The 21,239-nt window shown below is 58.2% G+C and carries 11 protein-coding genes; 6 read left to right on the top strand and 5 right to left on the bottom strand.

What is annotated here, in order from left to right; translation table 11 throughout:
* Positions 1–8 precede the first annotated feature (8 nt).
* On the top strand, positions 9–1,166 hold the full coding sequence (locus QQS38_RS16705; protein WP_479646488.1) for a porin: 1,158 nt from the start codon (positions 9–11) through the stop codon (positions 1,164–1,166).
* 277 nt (positions 1,167–1,443) lie between these two features.
* On the opposite strand, the gene QQS38_RS16700 is transcribed toward QQS38_RS16705, so the two are convergent.
* Both QQS38_RS16700 and QQS38_RS16695 read right to left on the bottom strand, forming a co-directional pair.
* Positions 1,444–2,082, bottom strand: coding sequence for a hypothetical protein (locus QQS38_RS16700; protein ID WP_479646487.1), 639 nt, complete (start codon positions 2,080–2,082; stop codon positions 1,444–1,446).
* 157 nt (positions 2,083–2,239) lie between these two features.
* Positions 2,240–4,024, bottom strand: coding sequence for a bifunctional diguanylate cyclase/phosphodiesterase (locus QQS38_RS16695; RefSeq protein ID WP_479646486.1), 1,785 nt, complete (start codon positions 4,022–4,024; stop codon positions 2,240–2,242).
* A gap of 880 nt (positions 4,025–4,904) precedes the next feature.
* On the opposite strand from QQS38_RS16695, the gene QQS38_RS16690 reads away from it, so the two are divergent.
* Positions 4,905–5,321, top strand: a complete 417-nt coding sequence (locus tag QQS38_RS16690; protein WP_479646485.1) for a hypothetical protein — start codon at positions 4,905–4,907, stop codon at positions 5,319–5,321.
* Between the two features lie 72 nt (positions 5,322–5,393).
* Complete coding sequence (locus tag QQS38_RS16685; protein ID WP_479646484.1) at positions 5,394–5,765, top strand: hypothetical protein; 372 nt, start codon at positions 5,394–5,396, stop codon at positions 5,763–5,765.
* A 329-nt stretch (positions 5,766–6,094) separates the two neighbouring features.
* Here QQS38_RS16685 and QQS38_RS16680 read toward each other — a convergent pair whose 3' ends face one another.
* The 3 genes from QQS38_RS16680 to QQS38_RS16670 form a co-directional block, all read right to left on the bottom strand.
* Positions 6,095–9,553 carry an AAA family ATPase gene (locus tag QQS38_RS16680; protein WP_479646483.1) on the bottom strand — a complete coding sequence of 1,153 codons (3,459 nt, stop codon included), beginning with the start codon at positions 9,551–9,553 and terminating at the stop codon, positions 6,095–6,097.
* Positions 9,554–9,559: 6 nt separating this feature from the next.
* On the bottom strand, positions 9,560–10,816 hold the full coding sequence (locus QQS38_RS16675; RefSeq protein ID WP_479646482.1) for a metallophosphoesterase family protein: 1,257 nt from the start codon (positions 10,814–10,816) through the stop codon (positions 9,560–9,562).
* A 77-nt stretch (positions 10,817–10,893) separates the two neighbouring features.
* A complete protein-coding gene (locus QQS38_RS16670; protein WP_479646481.1) occupies positions 10,894–17,493 on the bottom strand; it encodes a DUF3320 domain-containing protein in 6,600 nt (2,199 codons plus the stop codon).
* A 463-nt stretch (positions 17,494–17,956) separates the two neighbouring features.
* Here QQS38_RS16670 and QQS38_RS16665 point away from each other — a divergent pair, with 463 nt between their 5' ends.
* The 3 genes from QQS38_RS16665 (at position 17,957) to QQS38_RS16655 (ending at position 21,207) form a co-directional block, all read left to right on the top strand.
* On the top strand, positions 17,957–19,675 hold the full coding sequence (locus QQS38_RS16665; RefSeq protein ID WP_479646480.1) for a DUF4236 domain-containing protein: 1,719 nt from the start codon (positions 17,957–17,959) through the stop codon (positions 19,673–19,675).
* Between the two features lie 216 nt (positions 19,676–19,891).
* On the top strand, positions 19,892–20,701 hold the full coding sequence (locus tag QQS38_RS16660; RefSeq protein WP_479646479.1) for a hypothetical protein: 810 nt from the start codon (positions 19,892–19,894) through the stop codon (positions 20,699–20,701).
* Positions 20,698–21,207, top strand: a complete 510-nt coding sequence (locus tag QQS38_RS16655) for a hypothetical protein (protein ID WP_479646478.1) — start codon at positions 20,698–20,700, stop codon at positions 21,205–21,207. Before QQS38_RS16660 ends, QQS38_RS16655 begins: the two co-directional genes overlap by 4 nt.
* Positions 21,208–21,239 lie beyond the last annotated feature (32 nt).

The raw sequence follows: 21,239 nt of genomic DNA, 5'->3' as shown, positions 1-21,239 counted from the left end.
AAATTGAGATGAAAAAAAACGGCGCATTGTTGGCCTTGGCGGGCTGCGCGATTACTGGCCAGGCGTTTGCCCAATCTAGCGTCACGCTTTACGGCGTAATTGATACTGGCATTGGTTATATCCACAACTCGCAGACGTCGGCGGGAAACCAGTCGACGCAGGTAAAGTTCGGCGGAGCGCTGATGGGCTCCCGCTGGGGAGTCAGAGGTTCGGAGGACCTCGGTTCCGGGATGTCCGCAATTTTCCAGTTGGAGAACGGGTATAACCCCGGTACTGGCGCACTTGGTCAGGGCGGCAGGATGTTCGGTCGCTCGGCGATAGTGGGTCTTTCCAGTCGCTTCGGTACGGTCAAACTGGGCCGAACGTACGACCCGGTGACCGACCTCGTCCAGCCCTTAACTGAGGACAACTTCTTTAGTGGACTGTTCGCCACGCCTGGCGACGTCGACAACTACGACAATGACCTGCGGGTCAGCAACGCGGTTAAGTACATCAGTCCGATGATGTCGGGCGTTCAAGTCGAAGCGCTGTACGCGTTTGGAGGCGTCGCAGGAAGCACCGGCTCAGGGCAGACATACTCGGCTGCAGTCAGCTACACGCATGGTCCGCTCGGAGCAGCCGCTGGCTACTTCCACGCAGACGGCGGCAATACTCTCACGAATGGCATCCGTGCGTGGACAAGCAGTTCAGACTCTCTGTTCTTCTCAGCGATAAATCAAGGATTCGCTTCTGCAAAGTCAATCGACATCGTTCACGCAGGCGTTCAGTACGCGCTCGGTAAATTTACTCTCGGTGCGGGTTATAGCCACAGCCAGTACAACCGGGATGCGAACTCGCGGTTTGCCCATGCCGCCCGATTCGATAATGGCACAGTGTACGTGAACTACGCACCTCGCCCGGACGTTCTGCTGGGGGTGGGGTACAACTTCACACGGTTGAACGGCCCGGCGAGTGCGTCATATCATCAGGCTAATCTCGGTGCGCAATATTTGCTATCCAAGCGTACCTCGCTTTACTGGACCGGTGGTTACCAGAAAGCGAATGGTACGAACCTGTCAGCATCCGGAGTGCTCATATCGGCACAAGCCTCGGTTGGCTCCTACGGCGTGAATTCCGGAACTGGAAGTCAACTCGTGACCGTCGTGGGAATTCGCCACAAGTTTTGATTGTCGATTCGCTGTTCTGAACCGTCCGAGACGAACTTGTCGCGCCGGACGGCGCTCTCTGACGTTCTATTGAACATGCGTCGCGTCACCGACACGGGCAAATCCGTGACCCGTAAATTGCCCTCTCTACAGCGCACTTCCCTGTGCGTTCGCCGGTGCAGGGGTCTTGCTCATTTCGCGCAGCTCCGATTACTTCAATGAACGTCGAGTCCACGTGGGCGGGTTCCTCTGCTGCCCGCAGTGGGTTCGGCCCCGGTTTCGGCATCAAGCAGCATTGTCACTTTGCGGCTTCCCAGCCATTTTCGGTCTTGCTGAAGGCAGCCCATGCTTTACGAGGCATCTTGGTTCCTGCTGGTGCATCATCGGCATATCCCACCTTTTCAAGGTCCGACCAGGCTAGCGTGAACGCGTGCTTGCGAAGGGTCTTCTCGTTATCATCGCCTTGCGTCAGCCAGATTGCGCATTCTCTACAACGCTTGAAGAGCGCCGCTGCCCGCTGTTGGTACGAGTCGTCCGACTGGCCACTTACTTGCGCGCTACCCGTCTGAGCGCCGCTTGCCTCGGTTGCTGAGGCCACTTGGTCGAGCATGCCGAACACAGTGTCTGCGAGCGCCAGACCGGCCAGGTCATCGGCGTCATTCTTACGCACGTCCTGCGCATGCTCCAGAAGCACTTGTGGAAACGGCTTTTTCAGCTCCCAGTTGAACGTGTATTGCACGTCATACTTGTTGGGCGCGGAGGTGTCGACCCAGCCATTGTCGCGCTGGTAGTCAGTGATTTCCACATCGCGCATCCCGGATTCCGCGTACTGCCGTACGACCGGCGCGGTGACTTTCTCGCTCGGTGTTTTATCGTCACCGCATGCTCCAAGAATCACCACAGAAGAAGCGACAAGCATATGCAGGTATTTATTCAATTTGACATCCTTCGGTTTTGAAGCGTTCTAATCGGCCCGAGAGTAGCAAGCACTCCATTGTTTGGAACAGGGCGCAGCCGAGTTCTTCGAACTCGTGTTGTGCGTCCATGAGGGAGTATCTGACTTCTCGCGCGGCACATGCTGAGGAAGGCGTAATTCAAACGTCTGTCGGCTCCGCCTCATCGACATCTGCCACGCGTATGCAATTCCGGCCCTGCCGTTTGGCGGCATACAGTGCGCGGTCGGCGGCACCGACGAGCCTTGTTGGGTCGCTGCCTTGGCAGACCTGCGATGAGGCGACACCGACGCTAATCGTGACGAGGCCCGAACTGCTCGCCTCGTGTGGAATCGCAAGGCACTCTACCGCCCGCCGGATTCGTTCGGCCACAATCAATGCACCTGCGCCATCAGTATCGGGCAGGATAAGGGCGAACTCTTCGCCGCCGTAGCGGGCTACCGTAGCAGTCGTGCACGAAGCGGACGAAGAAATTGCTGCCGCTACCGCCTGCAAGCACTCGTCACCCCGCTGGTGCCCGTAGCAATCGTTAAAGCTCTTGTAGGCATCCACGTCGGCCATGATGACCGCCAGATTCCCCCGCTTGTCGGCTCGCGACTGCTGGTGCCAGTAACGCCCCAGCTCGCGGTCGAAATGGCGCCGGTTGAAAAGTCCCGTCAGCCCATCGCGGAAAGCGAGTCCCTGTAACTCCGCGCGCTCGTCGGCGGCCCGCTGGTCAGCGAGCTTCTGCTCGGTGACGTTGCGAACGGTGGCGGTGAGTGAATTTGGTTTGCCCGAGAATGCGTCGATGACACAACGCAGATGCGTTTCCATCCAGACGGTACCACCATTTCGGTGCACGAAGCGGCTGGTCTGAGAGGCTTCAGATTCGCCTGACGCCACCTTTGCAATGACCGCTGCCAGCGCATCCCGGTCACCGGACAGGGCCAGGTCGGACAGGGATGTACCAATGAGCTGGTCCGGCGAGTGGCCCAGTACCGCGGTAATCCGCGGTGATACGTAGGTGAGCCCGCCGTCGAGCGCGAGGCCCATGACGATATCCATGGCGTTCTCCGCGAGAAGCCGATATCGGCTTTCGCCATCGCGCAGCATCGCGAAGAGCCGGTTTCGCTGCGCCTGTGTGGCGCTGATGGGTAGGGCAATGCCGAGTGCGGCAACGAGAAAGAGTTGCAGGCCGAAGATGCGGCCTTGCATGGTTTCGTAGGGAAAGACCCAAAGCGGCCCGGACCCGCGCATCGTGAACGACACGGCGATGGCGAGACACAGCAGCAGTCCCACCAGGACCCCTGCGAAGTCCGCCTGAAACGCCAGCAGCACGATGGGCGGCAGCGCCCAATACAGGAGCGGGAACCGGCTTTGACCAAATACGCCCGCCGTGACAATGCAAACCAGCAGCAACAGGAAGGCGGTCTTCCGGAGCTGGTCGGTACGCAGCAGATGCGCGACCTCGCCGGTCCAGAACACCAAGGCGGCGGGCGTGAAGAGGGCTAGGCTCAGTGCATCCGAGACATACCAATTGGCCAGGCTGGGCAGCAGATGCCAGTTCAGCTGCGCGCGTAGCAGCGTCGTCGCTAGGATGCCGGATACGGCGGGCGCAAGCAGCACTCCGCCCGCCACAAACTTCACAAGGGGTTTCAGCCCAACCAGCTCGGAAACGGTCGAGACGCGCGGTGCAAAAGCGAAGGCTATCAGGACTTCGACGATGTCGGCCGATGAGTACGAAGCGGATACCCCCAGGCTTTCGCCCACGTAGAGATTTGCAGCCAGATTCCCGAGGACCCCGCCAGCGAAGACCCAGTATCGTCGCCGTGATGATGCCGCCATCAGCTGTGCCAGCAGCACCGCGTTGGTGAGCCATATCGGTGCGATTTCGCCCGCCATAGTTTTCAGCGCGCCGCTAGCGAGGCAGGTCAGCGTTGTGACCATGAGCGCGAGCAGCAGGTGCCAGACATCAGCGAGCCCCGTAGCGTGGACCGAAGACGCTGAGGCCGCTTGCAATCTGGGCGAGCGGGGAGCCGCCGGATTTCCCATTCTTTCTCTCAGCTATTTATTTGCGCAGTCTTTCTGGTCGGAGGCGTCCCGCGCAATATGCAAGCGTCCGCCGGCGCCTCGAACAGAGCGCCTTTCTGCCCTACGAGGTTGTATATCGGCTTCGGAGTGCTAACTCTTTAGGGCGCGGACGCATTGCAATGCAGACTGTGTGGCTGTCCCCCCGGTTCGCGTCATGCGCAGACTGTGCCTGGGATGCTGATTCCGCTCGCGCACGCCGCAGCGGCGATAGACGGAGGCCTCCATATTCGTTTCAGGAGCGCGGCGACGTCTTTGGCTGACAGTAAGGCGACCGACCTGGCGCACACGGCGCTGCACGGCTGCCCAATGGAGAGCACGAGCCCTTTAAGAACCGGCGGAACCGTGTAGTGAAAGTCATACGGGACTTTGATGCGAACGACTCGCCGGCCTTCGACGCCGACCTTGAGGCGGCCTCGTGCCGGATGTTGGCGCGTGCCTGCGAGGATGCGCATCGGCTCGGGTTGACCGTACAAGGCTGCGGACGCGTTCAACGAGCACGTAGTCGGCATTTGACCATATGCAGCCCGAAGACCAACAATTTCGGGACGGTCGCAACTGCAATGTTCTTGGTTTATCCGTCGATGCCTTGGGGCGCATGCCCTCAGGTTACCCATAGCCGCAGCGCTGTGCTAGTCAATCGCCCGATAGTCTAAAGCTTTCGCCGTAGGTGCCGTTAATCCGTAAAGCCCGGTTTAACCCCTGATGGGCACAATGAAAACAAGGAGCCGAGGGCACGATGGCAACAATCAACGCATACATTCCGACCGTTACTCCGCTACTGTTTGAGACCGAAGAGGGAAAGCGCACTGCGAGCGCGTGCCTGGAATTCGGCGGTTGGAATCACAGCGAGAAAACGCTGACACCAATTCGAGTCACGGACTTGCTGGTAATGCCTCACAATCCCGCGCTTTTGTGGGTGATGGACAGCCTAGCCGCCGCCGCGGAAGCGGGACGATTGGACGCGGACAGGTACATGGACCAGCTGTTCGCAAGCCGCGGCGATGCGCGCGCGTTTCGCCTCGTCCTGCGTGACGCGGGCGCTGACTGTTGGCTCAACGACCGACACCACAATGCGCTGCGTAAGCTTGGCTGTGCGGTCATGGACGCGAACGCTTATCCAGCGATTGCTTCGTTCTTTGACCCGGAACCCTGATAGCCATCAACGTCAATGCTGCCAAGCATAGCCCGCCAAGATACGCGGGGGGCTTTAAACCTAGGTGAACACATGGGATACGACATCCATATCACGCGCAAAACGAACTGGTTTGAAGAGGAACCCAAAATCGGCCGTGACGAATGGCAAGTCGTTGTAGCAGCAGACGACGAAATGCGTCTCGACGGATATGCCGAGGCTAAGGTGGGAGGCGGCGCAGTTCTTCGAATCGAAAGCGAAGGGCTGGCCGTATGGACGGCCTACTCAGGTCACGCAGCCAACGGTAACATGGCATGGTTTGATTTTCGCGGTGGCGACGTTGTCGTCAAAAACCCGGATGCCGAGATACTCACCAAGATGTGGGAAATAGCACAGAAGCTCGGCGCTCGAGTGCAGGGCGACGACGGTGAGCTTTACGGCGCCAACGGGAGCGTCATCTCTTAGGTTAGCTAGCTGTGAACGCGGGTCGAAATCCGACACTAAACGACGGCGTCTTTGTAACAAGGCACGGAAATTGACGGGTCAAGGGCGGGCACAGCCCGGCGCAGCGAACCCTTGACGCGGCGCGGGTTCGTCACACTCTGGCATGGTTGGAAGCGCGGCACTTCCGGGCTTTCAACCATGCCAAACAACGATTTTGACGTCGTCGTTTTCTGTCGCTTTTGGACCATCGTCAACACTGGCCGACAACGGCGGTTTGTCACGGCAGAAATCAGGGGGCAGCGGGCGTCACGCTCATTGACTTGACGCCCGCTGCCCGCATTCGGACGGAATCACAACTGAACCGTGTTGACGGCTTCTCCCAACGCGTCTCGCACAACCTCCTTCATGTGGTCGTGGTGAGTAAGAAATATCACCTGAGTATGCTTCGATACGGAGGCTAAAGCCCTTAACCCGGCCTTTGCGCGCTCGTCATCGTAGTTGACAAACAGGTCGTCCGCAATGAAAGGAAGTGGGGTGGCCTGCTCAAGGCGAGTCTCCAGCGCTGCGAGTCGGAGCGCCAGGAACAACTGGTCACGAGTTCCGTCACTCATGCATGGGACACTCACAAACCGGCCGTCGGGTCTTTGACCCTCCAGCGCCATTGGCTGCCGTTCAAAGTCCACAACCAGTCGTTGAAAGGAACCTAGCGTGAGTGCGGAGAAGATTGCGCTAGCTTTTGCCAGCATTGGACCCTGCTTCTCCTCACGATATCGGTCGATGGACCAACGCAAAAGACGCGAGGCGGTGAACACCTTCACGTAACGCTCTGCAGCATCGCCCATTCTCGCGAGCGCCTCTTGCCGCTGTCCCTCCGCTAGTGCCGCGGCGTCGGAGCCTCCGATGTCAATCAACACCTTCTCCGCAGTTCCCAGTTCCGCTGAAATAAGAGATTGACGCTCAATTGCGGCGGTGAGGTCGTCGGACAATTGTTGGAGTTCGGCAGCGACTTGTGTCAAATCGGTCGAATGAATCTCGGCTTCTACCTGCTCGCGAGTCAAGCCGTCTCCGCCGTTGGCAAGCTCTGCACCGACGCGAGTAATTTCAGCGAGAAGTCGCCGCTTCTCATCCGACTTGGCAATAGCCTCCGACAGTGCTTCGCGCGCAGTCACGCCTGCTCTCGTCATGAGGGGAGCAATGCTGGCCACTGCTTCCTGTTTCGTCCCGCGTGCACTTGCGACTTGCGCTTCGGAAATGCGCAGCGCCTCGTCAAGACGGTCTTTCGTTGCCTGCGCTTCCTTCGCCTGTTGCAGGCTGGTGACAAGTTGCTGAACCGATTCTGAAGGTGGACGTTTCTCCAGGGCAGGTGCGACTGCCGAACAAAGGACGGACGCATCATTGGAAAACGACGCCAGGTCTGCGTTCATCGCATCGATGCGCTCCTTTTGTATCTGACGTATCTTGCGAAGCTTTTCCTCTACCTGTGTAATCAACTCCAATGCGCCCTCAACAGCGCCAGTGTCGTTCGACGTGTTAAGTCCAGCTGACGAAAGATTCGTAGCCCATTCCGTGTTCCATTGGTCGACTTCTTTCCGAGCCTCAGACGCTTCGTCCTGCAGCAATGCGTACGCTTGCCGCGCCGAAAGCAATTGGGAATTTAGCGTTTCCCGGCGCACATCCGTTCCGTCGGATTTGGAAATGATTTGGTCGGCACGGATGCATAGGGCAGCGAGGTTATCGCCTACCTCGTCCACCACTCCGTTTTCTCGAAGTGCCTCGCTAAGTTTCTGCGTAGCGTCCGCCATGGCCTCTGTAGCCGAAGCATGAGTCATCTGGGCGTCGCGAAGAATCTCGCCCGCCTTAAGAGCGCTATCTCTTTTTTGAATCCATTCAGACGTATTCTCCAACGACATCCCAGCGAGGCCTGCTTGAGATATGGTGGTCTCCCATTCAATGTCGAATGCCTGCAGATTGCGTCGTGCAGCTTCAACTTGTTGCTCCAGGTCGACTTTGGTTTGTCGTTCCTTCTCATGTTGATGAATCCGAGACTGAAACTCTGTCGCATCCTCGACGTTTCTTAGATGCGTGTCAGCGAGTTCATCGGTGTGGCGCATTGCATCTTCAAACTCACCTGCATCAGCGTCAAAACTGCTGGTGTGTTGCTTGACGGTCTCCCATTTCGAATCGCGCTTTGACCGGGCGTCCTGTACCTGAGAAAACGTGGTCGGGTGATGTACCTCGGCGAACTGAGATACCTGCAGTGCAGCGGCGGCCACGGCACGAGACTGTTCGGCTAGCGATTTCGCTAACGATTTAATTTCCGCTTCCAGACTTTGTCTTTGCTGAAGATGGCGGGCGAGGGATTGATTGGAGGGCAACTGCAGCTTCGATAGCTCGTCGGCCTCTCTGCGCCAAGTGCCGAGCGCTTGCATGGCAGCCTCGAGACTTGCCTCCGCCTTTTCCACCAGCACGCGGTGCTTTTCGACAGTTGCCTCGGCATCCCCTAACGACCGCGCTTTGGCCAGGGCTGCCCGCAAACTCGATGTAACTGGCACATCTGGCAGCGTCTGCAATTGCTCTTCGAGCGATTCGATATCGGACTTCTTCGACCGCTCGGAAGCATCCGCAGCTTTCGAAGCCTGCTGAAGCCCACTGGCGTCTCGCGCGAGCTGACCGAGTTTTCGGCGCAGGAGTAGCGATGGCAATCGCTGTCGTACATCATCCGCGGATTCGCTGGTCCACTGCAGTTGGATACAGGCGCTCCGAACCTCTTCTAAAAGAGAAGCGATTTCATTCTTTCTTCGCTCTATATCGCGGTCGTAGGCGCTGTACTGAATTCGCCGCCTATCGAGTTCTGATATATCGCGCTCCGCACTCAGGATGGCTGCATCGATAGAAATGACCGCGAGTTGGTTCGACGTGTGTTCTACGTCTGCCGTTCGCAGCCTCAGAACCTCATCCGTGCGGGATATTTCGCGCTCTGCCTCGGCAAGTGTTGCCGCCGCGTCTGCGGGCAGGTCCGGTGTCGGCTTGAGAGCCTCCAGCGAGGCTTCGGCTTGGCGTAGGGTCTGGACGAGAGGTGCCAGGCGCCGCACTCGTTCAAGCGTTACCCGTCTTTTGTCGAGGTCGAGCCGCTTTTTGCGTTCTGATTCGACGGTCTCGCGTAGTGACTCGACTGCGGCGTTTGCTTCCGCCCAAACTTTGGTCCGCACCACGGCACGCTTCAACGCATCGTTCGCCTGGTCAAGTTGTTCGGCCGCCATAAAATATGCGCGCTCTAACGACCGTCTCGGCCCCCATAGCTTGTCGGCTTCCGCAGCGAGTTCATCCCGAACTTTTCCCAATCCGGCAACCCCGGCCGCGGACTGAAACAGTATTTGACCGATGTCACTCTCCGCATTGAGGATGCTATTGCCACCGTCTACGAGTCGGAAATGGTCAAGACCGAACATCTGGTCGAAAAAATTCCTGTCGACGGAACCCAGAAATGGCGTAAGCGCGGAGTCGGGCAGGGGAGCATCCGTTAGCGACCTGAGCGTCTGCTTTTGCGCCTTGATGCGGTTAAATTCAAGAGAGTTTTTGCCGTCGCTAATCGATGCGCCGAGCCTAAGTTCGTTCAGTGGGTGCAGAAACCCGTGCGGTGAACGGGTGGGGATGCCAAAAAGTAGGTCCAGTATCGCTGTCCTCAAAGTCGACTTTCCTGCTTCGTTGGGGCCAACGATAAGATGAAAGTCCGACTTCGAGCTGGGGAACTCGATTGACCGCTCGGAGAACTTGCCGTACTTCAATATGTCCAGTCGCTGGAATCGCATGGTCGGTCACTCCGATTTTTCCAGATGGGCAAGAAGACTGGGACGAACATCCCGCACCAGCGAACGCAGCTCGCCGGCGCGAATGTCCGAAAAGTATGCGACGGCGGACTGTAACTCGGGAGGCGCCTTCGTGACTAATCCAAGGAGGTCGTCTCGCAGCTTTTTCAAGAAATCCTCGTCCTCCTCGGCCGCAAGCAGCAACTCGCCCAGGTCCGACAATGCGTCAGCGCGGGCTCGTATTGCTTCGCCGTCATCCACCATGAGCGTTCGAACACGGACTTTTTCTATCCATAGACGCTCTGGTGCCAGCGTTGCTGCAAGAGCCAACACCTCAGCGCGAAGTTGCCCTTCTGCACCGAACAGTTCACCGTGCGCGGGCGACTTTCCTGTCACCGTTACCCTGACCGCGTAGTGCATTCTGTTGCCACTGCCGGCCAAGAATTGCTGCAGTTGTTGCTCGATTTCTCGAACGACAGGTTCGAGTGAATCGCACGCCGTTACGTCAACAACGAGGTCGTGCCAGCGTAGTACGTCTACGTGCAATCGCTCTATCTCTTGAACGCCCGTTTCGTCGGCTGTGACGAGCACGGCGCCCTTTGCCCCGGTTTCACGAATGTGTCTTCCTTGGAGGTTGCCGGGGAAGACGATGGTCGAACGGCCTTGCCATACCTTGTATTCGTGTACGTGTCCCAGCGCCCAGTAGTCGTATCCCTTTGCGTGCAACTCGTCCAAACTACACGGGGCATAGTTTGCATGAGCCGTATTGCCTTCCAGTGCTGTATGCAGAATTCCAATGTTGAAAGCGCCTGGCACTGCAACGGGATAGCTCGTGACTAGATTGTCGACGGTCGCCGCTTCCTTAAAACTTCGGCCGTGCAGCGCCACCTTGAACTGCTCGATGTGAAACGTCGTGGGCTTCCTGGTTTCGAAAACGAAGACGTTGTTTGGTAGCAGGAGCTTTTTGGTCATTTCGCTCTCCGCGTCGTGATTGCCGAAGAGCAGGTAGACAGGAATGCCCGCCTTCTTTAGGCGGCCCATTTCCTTGCAAAAGTAGATGCCGGTGTTGTGGTCCTTCCAACCCCCGTCGTATAGGTCGCCGGCAATAATCAAAAAATCGACCCGTAGCTCGATGGCCTCGCTAATCAGATTCGTAAATGCCGCCCTCGTGGAGCCACGAAGTAGCTCCGCCGGGGCGTCCGGGTAGGCGCTCAAACCTAACAAAGGACTGTCGAGGTGTATATCCGCAGCGTGGATAAATTTCAAAATGATGTTCTCTCGATAGTTGGAGCGCCGAGGGCCGGCCGGGCGCCGTGAGAATTCTGCCGAAGTCTGTCACGAGACTACGCGCTTCGCCACGCTTGTTCCAGACGCTCTTTGCTTGCGGCGCGCAAGCGAAGCAGGCCGAGTTCCCTACTCATAGCGTTGAGCCCTGATTCCTCGTCGTGCCCCGCTGCTCGCAGTGTCGTCGCGAGAGCTCGCAATTCTGCGATTGAAACCTCATCCACCGGCCGGGTAGTTCCCGGCACTGGAGTTCTGAACGCAACAGATGCGTTCTCACTGACTGTCTTGGGCCAGACAAACACACCAACATCTTCAGCCTCGGTAGCGTAGTGCTTCGACGCGAGTTCAACCACGCGATTCACAATGCGAGAACCGGTTCGGGACCACCCATGCGCGCGAGCAATACGTCTTGCCAAGACCTCGTCGCGCACTGGCCCTTCAACACTGACGACTTCGGCAATCATTGCGAGCAGTCGCTCGTCGTAGCTGTGAGCGAAGAAGAGTTCTGGGTCACGTTCGTGGTCGGAAATCGTCAAATCCACTTCAATGAATTTCGCCTCGCCGCGCCGGGCGGACTTCGGCATTGACACAGCACGAGCGTAGATTGCAGGGGCTTCATTTTCCGAACCTGCAGCCTTTGATGTCCCTTCCGGCTCGCCAATTGGAACCGCAGTTGCGCCGCTAAATTGGCCGTCTGAACTAGACTTTGCAGCGGCAATAACCTCCTCAGCGATGGTTGCCGCGCTTTGCATCTCGGTTGCTGCCGCTTCCCGTCTCGCGGCGAGTAACGCCTGTAGTTGACCGTCCACCTTTTCAAGAGTGCCCGGCATGTCGACCCACCAGTCGGTCGACCAGATTCGGACGATTTCCCAACCAAGTCCACGCAGTACCTGCTCACGAAGCTTGTCGCGGTCGCGAGCCGTCGCCGAGCGATGGTAGGTCGCGCCATCGCATTCAACGCCTGCCAGATAGCGACCAGACGCATCGGGGTCTACCACCCCGAGGTCAATGCGAAATGCCGACACGCCGACCTGGGGGTGCACCGTCCAGCCTCGTTCCGCGAGCGCCACGCACACGGCTTTCTCGAACGGGCTATCGAAGTCGCCGATACTGCCAGCAACGGCTTCGCCTAAAGCGCGAGCTCCGCGCTCAGCGAACTCAAGGAAGTGCTTCAGGTCTCGAACGCCCAGCGCCTGTGTCCGAGAGAGGTCCATCTTCTCTGGCTTGAAGCTGCAGAACACGCGCAGTTGCTGACGAGCACGCGTGATGGCAACGTTAAGGCGGCGCTCCCCGCCTTGCTGGTTCATCGGCCCGAAGTTCATAGGCATCGTGCCATCGATGCCTGGACCATAGGTAATCGAGAAGTACATAATGTCCCGCTCGTCACCTTGCACACTCTCTAGATTCTTGACAAACACTGGCTCAAGCGCGGTTTCGGCAAAGTGAGGCTCGATTGACGGGTCGTTACGGCGCGCCTCGTCGAGAAGGTCTTCGATTAGACGCTGCTGCTCAGCATTGAATGTCACGACACCAATCGTCATCCTGCTGTCGCAAAATGAGGGGGACTTCAGTCTGCTGACCAAGTCCGCGACAAGCGCCTTCGCTTCAGGCTTATTTGTACGCGCTCCGCCACGCTCGTACTGCCCCTCCGTCACGAGATTGAAACTGACCGCCCGGTCATTCGTGACCGGGCTCGGGAACGTGACAAGGTCACCACCGTAGTACCGGTAGTTCGAGAAGGCAATAAGGCTCTCGTGCCTGCTGCGATAGTGCCACGACAGTTTCATCGTCGGCAGGTTTGCTCCGATGCATTCTTCCAGAATGCTCTCAAGTTCGGTCTCGACATCCGTGTCGTCGACGTCGGACTCCGCGCGGTCGAAAAAGCTGGTCGGCGGAAGCTGCTTCGGGTCACCGACCATAATGACCTGCCTCGCCCGCGCCATCGCACCAATCGCGTCCCAGACCGGAATCTGCGAGGCTTCGTCGAACACCACCACATCGAAGTCGGAGGTCTCGGCCGGTAGATACTGGGCAATCGACAGCGGACTCATCAGCAGACAAGGGGTCAGCCGAAGAATCGCACTTGAAGCCTCTGACATCAATTCGCGCAGAGGGAGATGTCGGGTCTTCTTCTGCATCTCATACCGAAGCAGGCCCCACTCAGAGCCGTGTGTGACCCTCGCCGGCGAAGGAAGGCCGGCCGAAAGTTGCGCGCCGACCCAGGCTTGGGTCAGCGCGATAAATTGTTCGTCGAGCTCGCGGAAATCATGAATGCGTTTCTCGTGCTCGGCGGAAACAAAGGTACGCAGAACCTCGTCTCCGTCCACGACGGCGTTCAGCCACCAGCGGCAATAGTTGGTCTCAAAGACCTCCCTAACGCGCCCACGCTGAATATTGCCTTCTTCGATACCTGAAGCCAGTGATGCCAATCCCTGCGAAAACGCGTGCTGACGGACCTTCCGCCACGCGCACCAGAGTTTCAGGCGGTTGGCGCTCTGCACCAACTGCCGGGCGCGCTCTGCTACTTGGCTGGGAAGCAGCGACGAAAGGGGCATGTGCTCCGACAATGCGAGCCCGCTCGCCGTGGCAAATTGAGCAACAACTCCGTCGAATGTCTGCAGCGCTTCCGCATATGCGCGCCCCGAACTAGCGACGATACCTGATGGTCCGAGCAGTACGTTGCTTTCGCCAAGCAGAAGAGCGACCGGAGCTTTTACCGGCGCGAGCAGCTCCGGTGTGTTCGCGAGATTCGCCAACGCGGCCGAGAGAGATTCGAAGAACTTGAGGGCCGGTTCGATGCCTTCAATCTTGGTTTGCAGGCCATTCCACAGACCGAAGGTCTTTCCTGACAGGTCGGCGAACTCCTGAATACGGGCGCGCAGCGAAACGAGTTCGCGCATGTGCCGGATGTTGGCAGCCGCCGTGGCACCCGCGCGTCCGGACGCGATTGCCGTATAGCCGTCGTCGACCCAATGACTTTCTGCTCGCGCAGCGGCGACGGCGCCCTGGAAGGAAACATATGCCTTTGCGACCGCAACATCCGTCTTGTAGCCAGCCCAAACGTGATTCGTGTCGGCTTCGATAGGAGTAAGGCGTGTGACAACCTGCTCAATCTGCCGTAATTCACGCATCCGTTGCAGGTCATCCCGGGCGGCATGACCACATTGTCCGCGGCTGACCGGGTCAAGGCCGACATCATCCCAACTCGCGCGGCAGCGAGCTTGCTCTAGGGCCGTCTGGAACGACAGAAGTGCATGAACCACCTCAAGGGCTGTCTCGAGCCCGGCCCATGCGTTCGATGTGAGCAAGGACAGGTCGTCGTATTCCTTGATTTCGTTACTCAGCGTGTCAATTCGTGCAAGACACTCGATATCGCCATCAATGTTCGGGGCACCGCCTTTTCCGCTTGCGAGGTCCTTCAGCTTTTTCGTCAAGGACCGTTTTCGCATCATGCGCATCAGCCAGCCCGAGCCCTTGAGCTCCCGCAGGTCGGACTGCAGCTCGGCAATTGTCTTGCTCTGAATGCCGTCCTTGTATGCGAGCGAAAGCTGACCGAGAAGGTCATGCCGAGTGCGAAGCAGTTCGATACCTTTGGCGAGGCGAGAACGCAGTGTCTCGTTCCACGGCTGGGAAAGAGCTGCATGCAGTTCTGAATCGCGATGCAATTGGCTTAGACCGAGTCGCAAGTCCTCGAGCGTCTGATTGGAACAAGGCGTCGAAAGCCCGCCAAGCAATTCCCGGTACCGTTGCAACGTGGGTGTCGCCTGACGTAATCCATCCGCAATACCTTTGGCGTCCGGCCGCAACGCGAAGCGCCAGTCACAGCCAGATGCGGACGGCAAAACTGCAGCGAGCATCCGCAAACCATCGCGTATGCGAGGGCCCAACGGCAGGTCCGGCAGTCCGATAGCCTGACGCAATTCGACCGCTGCTTTATCGAAGTGAGCTGCCGCATCCGGCACAGCTCGCGCGGCGTCGTCGAGCGCTGCCGCCCATAACGGAGACCATTCGGTTTGAACTACGTGCGCCAGCGGGGTCGACGTCAGATTCTCTTCACCGAATGCCCTCGCATTGACGTCAAGCAGTTCGGCAGTTTCGCGAAGGCTCCTCATGGCGTCCAGGTCGTGCGCCTGGACAGACGACCATGTCAGCCGGAGCACTGGGAGGTCGTGGCCACCGACGACTCGACCGATGGCCTCATAGACACTCAGGCCATTCGAGTGCCGATGATGAAGTCGTTCAACATAACCATTGAGCTGGGACCTGAGCCCTTCCAGTCGAGCCGCTTCGGCATGCCACTGCTCAGGCGCAAGGGCAGCGGAAGCGTCCCACGACGTTTTCAACTGTTCGAGAACATCAGTCTTCCGCGCCTTGCTCGAGTGAAGCTCGAGACAGAATTTTCCAAGGCCCACGTCCGCGAGGCGTCGGTAAACGACATCCAGTGCGGCCATCTTCTCGGAAACGAAAAGAACGCGCTTGCGCTCGGCGAGACACTGGGCGATGAGATTGGCAATCGTCTGGCTCTTTCCGGTGCCCGGCGGCCCAACGAGAACGAAATCCTTGCCTTTGCTACCGGCGACCACAGCGGAAAGCTGGGACGAATCTGCCGGCAACGGGCAGAACGTCTCCTTCACGGGAAGTTCGACGTCCAGCCGCCTGACATCTGGGAACTCGACCGTGCTCTGATACGAATCGCGCGGGGTGTCGATGAGGTGACGGACTACCGCGTTCTGTCTGAGCTGTTCAGTACGCTCGGTGAGGTCGCGCCACATCAGGTATTTGGCGAACGAAAAGGAGGCGAGAACGACTTCCTCCACGACTTCCCATCCCTTGATGTCCTTGATGGTATGGGACACCGTTTTCCAGATTCCTGCGACATCGAGACCTGAATCGTCCTTGGGGAGTTCGCCGTCGGTCACACCAAGTTCGAGCTCAAAGTCCTGACGCAGCATTTCGATGAGCGTCGGATTGAACTGGGCCTCATCGTCATACAGCTTTAGACTGAAGCCGGAACGCGCACTGCGACGCTCTAATGCGACAGGCACTAGGATAAGAGGTGCACGATATTTCTTGTCTTCCTTGTCGTCGCGCGTCCACGAGAGGAAGCCGAGCGCAAGATACAGCGTATTCGAACCACCCTCCTGCAAACTCGTCCGCGAATTCCGGAACAATTCAGTCAGGCGGGAATCCATCTCCTCCTGGGGCAGCCCGATGAACACTTCCTTTCGCTTTAACGCGTCAAGAGCGTGCTGCCGTCGGATATGTTCGCGCTCGCGTGCCTCATGGATAGCCTGACTGCGTGGGTCCGAACCGTCCATCAGGTCCGGACGCGTCAGCAACTTCAACGCATGGCCTTCCGCCAAAACGTCCTCAAGTAGTCCTGGCTCAGGCGCGTCGAGCTTAAGAGACCTCTTTCCCGACTTGAAGCTCAGCAGATTATTCCTGAGAGACAGGTCGAGCAGCCGACGCTGCCAACGCGTGAGGCGGTCCTCCGGTCGCTCCTGAGCGACCTCTGGTTGTGCTTCATCGAGTTCCACCAGAAACTCTGGTGCATCCTCCCAGCGGGGAGTAACGTCTGCGGTCGTCTCGGTGCCCGTAGCGCTACGAACTATCGCCTGTTCGCTTGCCAGCGGCTTAATGCGCTGCAGTCGTGCGCGCTTGATATCAACCACCAGTTCGAACTTCGACTCTTCGTCTTCTGAGATGTGCTCCTCGCCCTTGGCCATGGTGAAACTGAAGGTCGGTAGGGGCCGCTGCGCAAGGAGGGTCGACTCGAACAGGACCATCTCTTTGAGCTTCACTCGTTTGCGCAGCGCAGTAATGTCGTCGACGACGGTGGTCGAGAACTCCTCGGGCTTCAGCCAGACGCCGGGGAAGGCGTGTCCCTGCTGGAAGACGAGGACAGGATTCAGACCCGCCTGCTCGAGCGCGGCGCAAACGAACAAGGATAGGTCAAGACAGGTGGCAAGCCCTGATTCTGCAATCTGGCCGGGGCCGCGCACCTTCTGCCCCTCTCGCTCGAAGCTTGCGGGCGGGACAGCATAATCGAGTCCCATTGCTCCAATTGCATTCCAGATAGCTGAAGCAAGTTCCCATGCACGCTTTGCACCTTCCTGGTAGCCATTGATGGCGCCGGACTTCCCAGCATTGCGCAGTACCTCGGCAGCCTGCTTGAGCACACGTTCGACGGCCGGCTCGTTCGGCTGAATGAAAGCCGCAATCATGTCCGGCAACGAGGACAGGCCGCCCCATTGATTTCTTGGTAAAAGCTCGACGGTCCGTTCGAAAACGGCGACCTCGGTCGGCTCCAGGTTCGCTGGAGTCAGTGTAAGTTTGACCACTGACTTTTCCGATTCGGTCAGGCGGCCGAGCAGGGGGCCGTCGAGAGACAAATCCAGGTCCGCAATGCGCAGGGTCTGCCCGGCCGCCAAGTGGTCCAAGTGCCAGGTCTTAGGCTTGAGGAATGGTGGGTCGGAAATCGCGGTGAGCGTCAGGTTCCGGTAAGCGGCTTCCGTTTCGTTCACCACGGAAAGCTCGCGAACCACCGGCACAGCGTTCTGGAAGTCGGCGAGATTTACCCGTGCGGCGACGGTGGAATGGATTTGAACGCAATGCGGCGCTTCCGGCTCGACGGTCGGTTCGGTTACCACGGTATTCATCTGGCCCCCAATTTGAACGCTTTTTTCCTTGATTCTGATTTTCTCGCACCACGCTGGTCGGCTATGCGTGAAACAGCGGACTCATTTTGCCGCTATTCGCGCCATCGTTGTGAGGCGTCGGCGACCCCCCGTCTTGGTAGCACAACCAATCGATTGCGAACGTGCATATTCACACCTCAGCAATCCGACAATGACTCATCATGGAACGAAACGATTATCGGCCGCGCGCTTCGAGACCCGATGGGGAATGCGCGCCCCCTTGCTGCCCTGCGCTGGTACTAGCGCGGGAGCGCGACGTCGGTCATCTATCACGTTAGAGCGTCGGCGTGTTTTCTGCAAAGCATGAGGCCAGGTTCATGTAACATCGTCGAAAAGGTGGTCGGCGGGCCTGCTATCAAGACAAGAATCTAAATGTAAGTAAGCGCCGTCGTAATACTCAAAATGGAAAAATCCGGGGGCAAAGATGGGGTGGAGCTTCAGAAAAAGCATCAAAATCGCGCCAGGTGTACGTGTAAACCTTAGCAAAAGCGGGATAAGTACCTCAATCGGAGGTGGGGGATTCACCTACAACACACGAGGACGTGTTACGACCAGCATTCCCGGGACTGGGATTCGCTACACACATAATCTGAATGCGCGACGGACGGCTCGCCCGATTCGCTCTGCAGTTGCTGCCAGCAATCGTATTGATTCTGAAAGCACGGAGCGACTGTCAAAGCGGGAGCAGGCCACGCGCGACTTCGTTCGGCAGATTCAAGACCGCACAACAGCCGCTCTTCAGCAGTATTTCATTTCACATGGGGTGTATGTTGCTGCCGGCGACCTTGCGGATGCTGTAACCCTTGAGGAGCATCAATCCTTCCTCGAAAGTCTTTCGAAAGAGTTTGAGGCCACAACGAAAGCTATCAGGCTTGCCGTAGACATCGGCTCCATATCCCTTGCCGAGAAAGAAAAGGCGATGTTCGCGCTGTATGAAGTGGAAAGAAAGTGCGGTGAGCATCTCGGTGAACGAGGTCAACTCGAGGTGGAGGCGGGGTCGCTCCTCCACATAGCACGGACGTGGCCGAAAGCGCCGACGCTCTTCGCTTCGTTCCTGGTCGGCCTTTTGGCTTCGCTGTTCCTTTATTTGAAGAATGTGCCCATCGGTTTGACGCTGCTTGCTGCCGCAGTTGCACACGGTGTCTACAGCGTGGTGACGTTCAACAGGAAGGAGGCGTTTCTCACGAACCAGTTGGCCGAAGTCAGCGAAAGATTCGATTCGCTGCTAACGGCGGAAGTATCACCGCGCCCGGCGCCAGCTGGCGAACCGAGCCACCTACGGGCGAAGGCCATCGGATTTTCTGTTATCACAGGCGTGGTCGTACTCTCCTCTGTTTTATATCGGTCGCAACACGCAGCCGATAGTGACGCTACGGCGATGCCTCTCGGCGCCCGCACATCAGATAGCTCAGTCCCGACTTCGAGCCAGGACGGCACTCCTCAGGCAGCTCAGCGTCGACCGAACTTCAACTGGTTGGTCGGAAAATCTCCATCAGACGTTGTCAACACCCCCCGCTTCAGAGCTGCGTTCAATCACGCCTCGCGGAGCGACTGGAAGAAGATTGCGGACCGTCTCGCTGTTACAAGCGGCTCGGGAATAGAGTCGAAAGATGGCTACATCATCGGGCAGGGATGCAAGGCACACTTCTGCGCGTCGGATAGGGCGGCCTTTGCAATCAACGAGGCAACGGGCAAAGGTGACATCGTTTTCAAGCAAACGGTTGACCTGCCCACGGGCAAAGCCGTTGTGAAGAGTGTCGTGTGGAGCGATATGCCTCTCGAATCGACTCCGCTTGCCGACTGGGCCAATTCAAACGAAGAGGCAAGTGTCTCGCCGGCGCCGACTAGCGTGGCCGGAGCTACGCTGCAAACAAGCTTTGATTGCACGATGGCACGTTCGAATGCCGAGCACCTAATTTGTAGCGACCCGGAACTGGCGGCCGATGATGTCGAACTTGCCTCAATCTACGCCAAGGCTAAAGCGGCCGCTCACGACGAGGCTGCCTTTCGGGAGCGCACCCGTACGGAGTGGACGTACCGCGAGCAAACATGCCACGACCGTGAGTGTCTCGTAAGGTGGTACGCCGACCAGAAAGCGGCGCTTCTCCAGATTGCGCAGACCGGCAATGTTGCCGGTAACTAACCGGGGAATAGGTCTAGCCGTTATTACTTTGCCCGACAAGAATATCGAAAGAAATACATGTGCTGGTGAAACTCGGCTTCGTAAGCAGCGGTCGCGCAGCCAAGCCATGGACGCGAACGCTTACCCGGTGCTCGCTTCGTTGTTTGACCCTGAGGTGTAACGACCTCAGGTCCATCAACCCCTGTCTGCCATATTGCCGTGGAGTTCGTTGCATTCGTGCTGATAGTCGTCGCTATCAACTGGGCGGGGCTCGAGGCTAGAAAGCGCCGACGAGCGAAGCTCGAGGCGACGCAGAACCTATGGGCATCAGAGGAGCCTGTTCGCGAGGTCTATGCGAAAAAGACGGCACTGACACTCCTCGCGTGCTTTGCGACTGCCCTCTTCGGTGCTGCGGGTGCCATGGTTTATATGCTTGTTGTCCATGGGGCCGTGCGTCTCACTCTTGCAGCGGCGGCATTCGTCCCTTTCGCTTCCGGGGCCGCCTTGGGTGCCGTGGTGGCTGGTCGCAATCTGGGTCGCATCGTGCAATTCGGCAGCGGTCTTCCATGGGCGCGGCCCGCACTGCGTCTGGGAGACGATTGTCTCGAGTACTTCGACCTCATGAGCGTGCCATGGGAGGACGTCCTTGACACCAGGGACCTCGAGATTTCCATAGGTCGGGGCAGGCACCGTGTTTATGTTCTGCTGTTCGTTCGCGGGACCACCGCCGACTACGCTAAAGGCGGCAAGTTGAACCGGCGCGAGGTCAAATCCGCTGCGAGCATGCTCCAGTTTGCCGTTCAGAACCAATGGCCGCCATTCCCGCAGGGTGACTTTGTTGTTCTCGATGTCGATTACTTAAGCGGCGTATATGCGCCGCGTCTGAAAGTCTGGATTGACCGCATTCGAAGGTCCAGGGCCATGGCGGGTTCGAGCGACTGCGACGAGCAGCGTCCGGAAGCCGTGGAGCGCCATTCGGCTAGCGGACTGTCTGTGACGCACTGGGCCGGTGGCAATGGGTCCCGCAGTGGAAGGTACATCGAATGAACCATTTCATGGCTTCCATCGCAGCAATCGGGCTCGCACTCTCGCTCGCCGTCCATACCGCCTCTCTGTTCGGCGTCGACGTCATGAGCCTAGTCCCGTTCGTGTGGGCCTTGCATGTTGGCGTATTCATCGTGTTCGCCCCTGCCGTCATATTAGCGCGCAAGCGATTCGGAGCTAGGCCAGCGCTGGCCGAACTGCGCCAGGCGTTTCCCGGCTGGGTAAAGGTCTTTGCGGGCGTGTTCTTCGCCTACGCGCTCGTCAATTTCTATATGTCATTCTCAAGCATGGACGGGACGCCGGCCGTCAAGGCGGGGCAGTACGTACTTGAGAACCACGGAAGAATCGTTCGAGCTTTGAGCTCTGCCGAGTACACCTCACTTCGGGCTCGGGTGATTCGCGGATTTTCTGGGCATTGGATAGTCTTTTACTTTTTTGGCTTTGCCTATTTCGCCTTCTGCAGGGATGGAGGGCGGCTCAGCGGGCGCACGCGCAACAAGGCGACGTGAATGAGTTCGCGTGCAAACCGTTGGCCGGATAC

The sequence above is a fragment of the Trinickia sp. Z7 genome (assembly GCF_056498045.1).
This window is presented reverse-complemented; position numbering and strand designations above follow the sequence as displayed.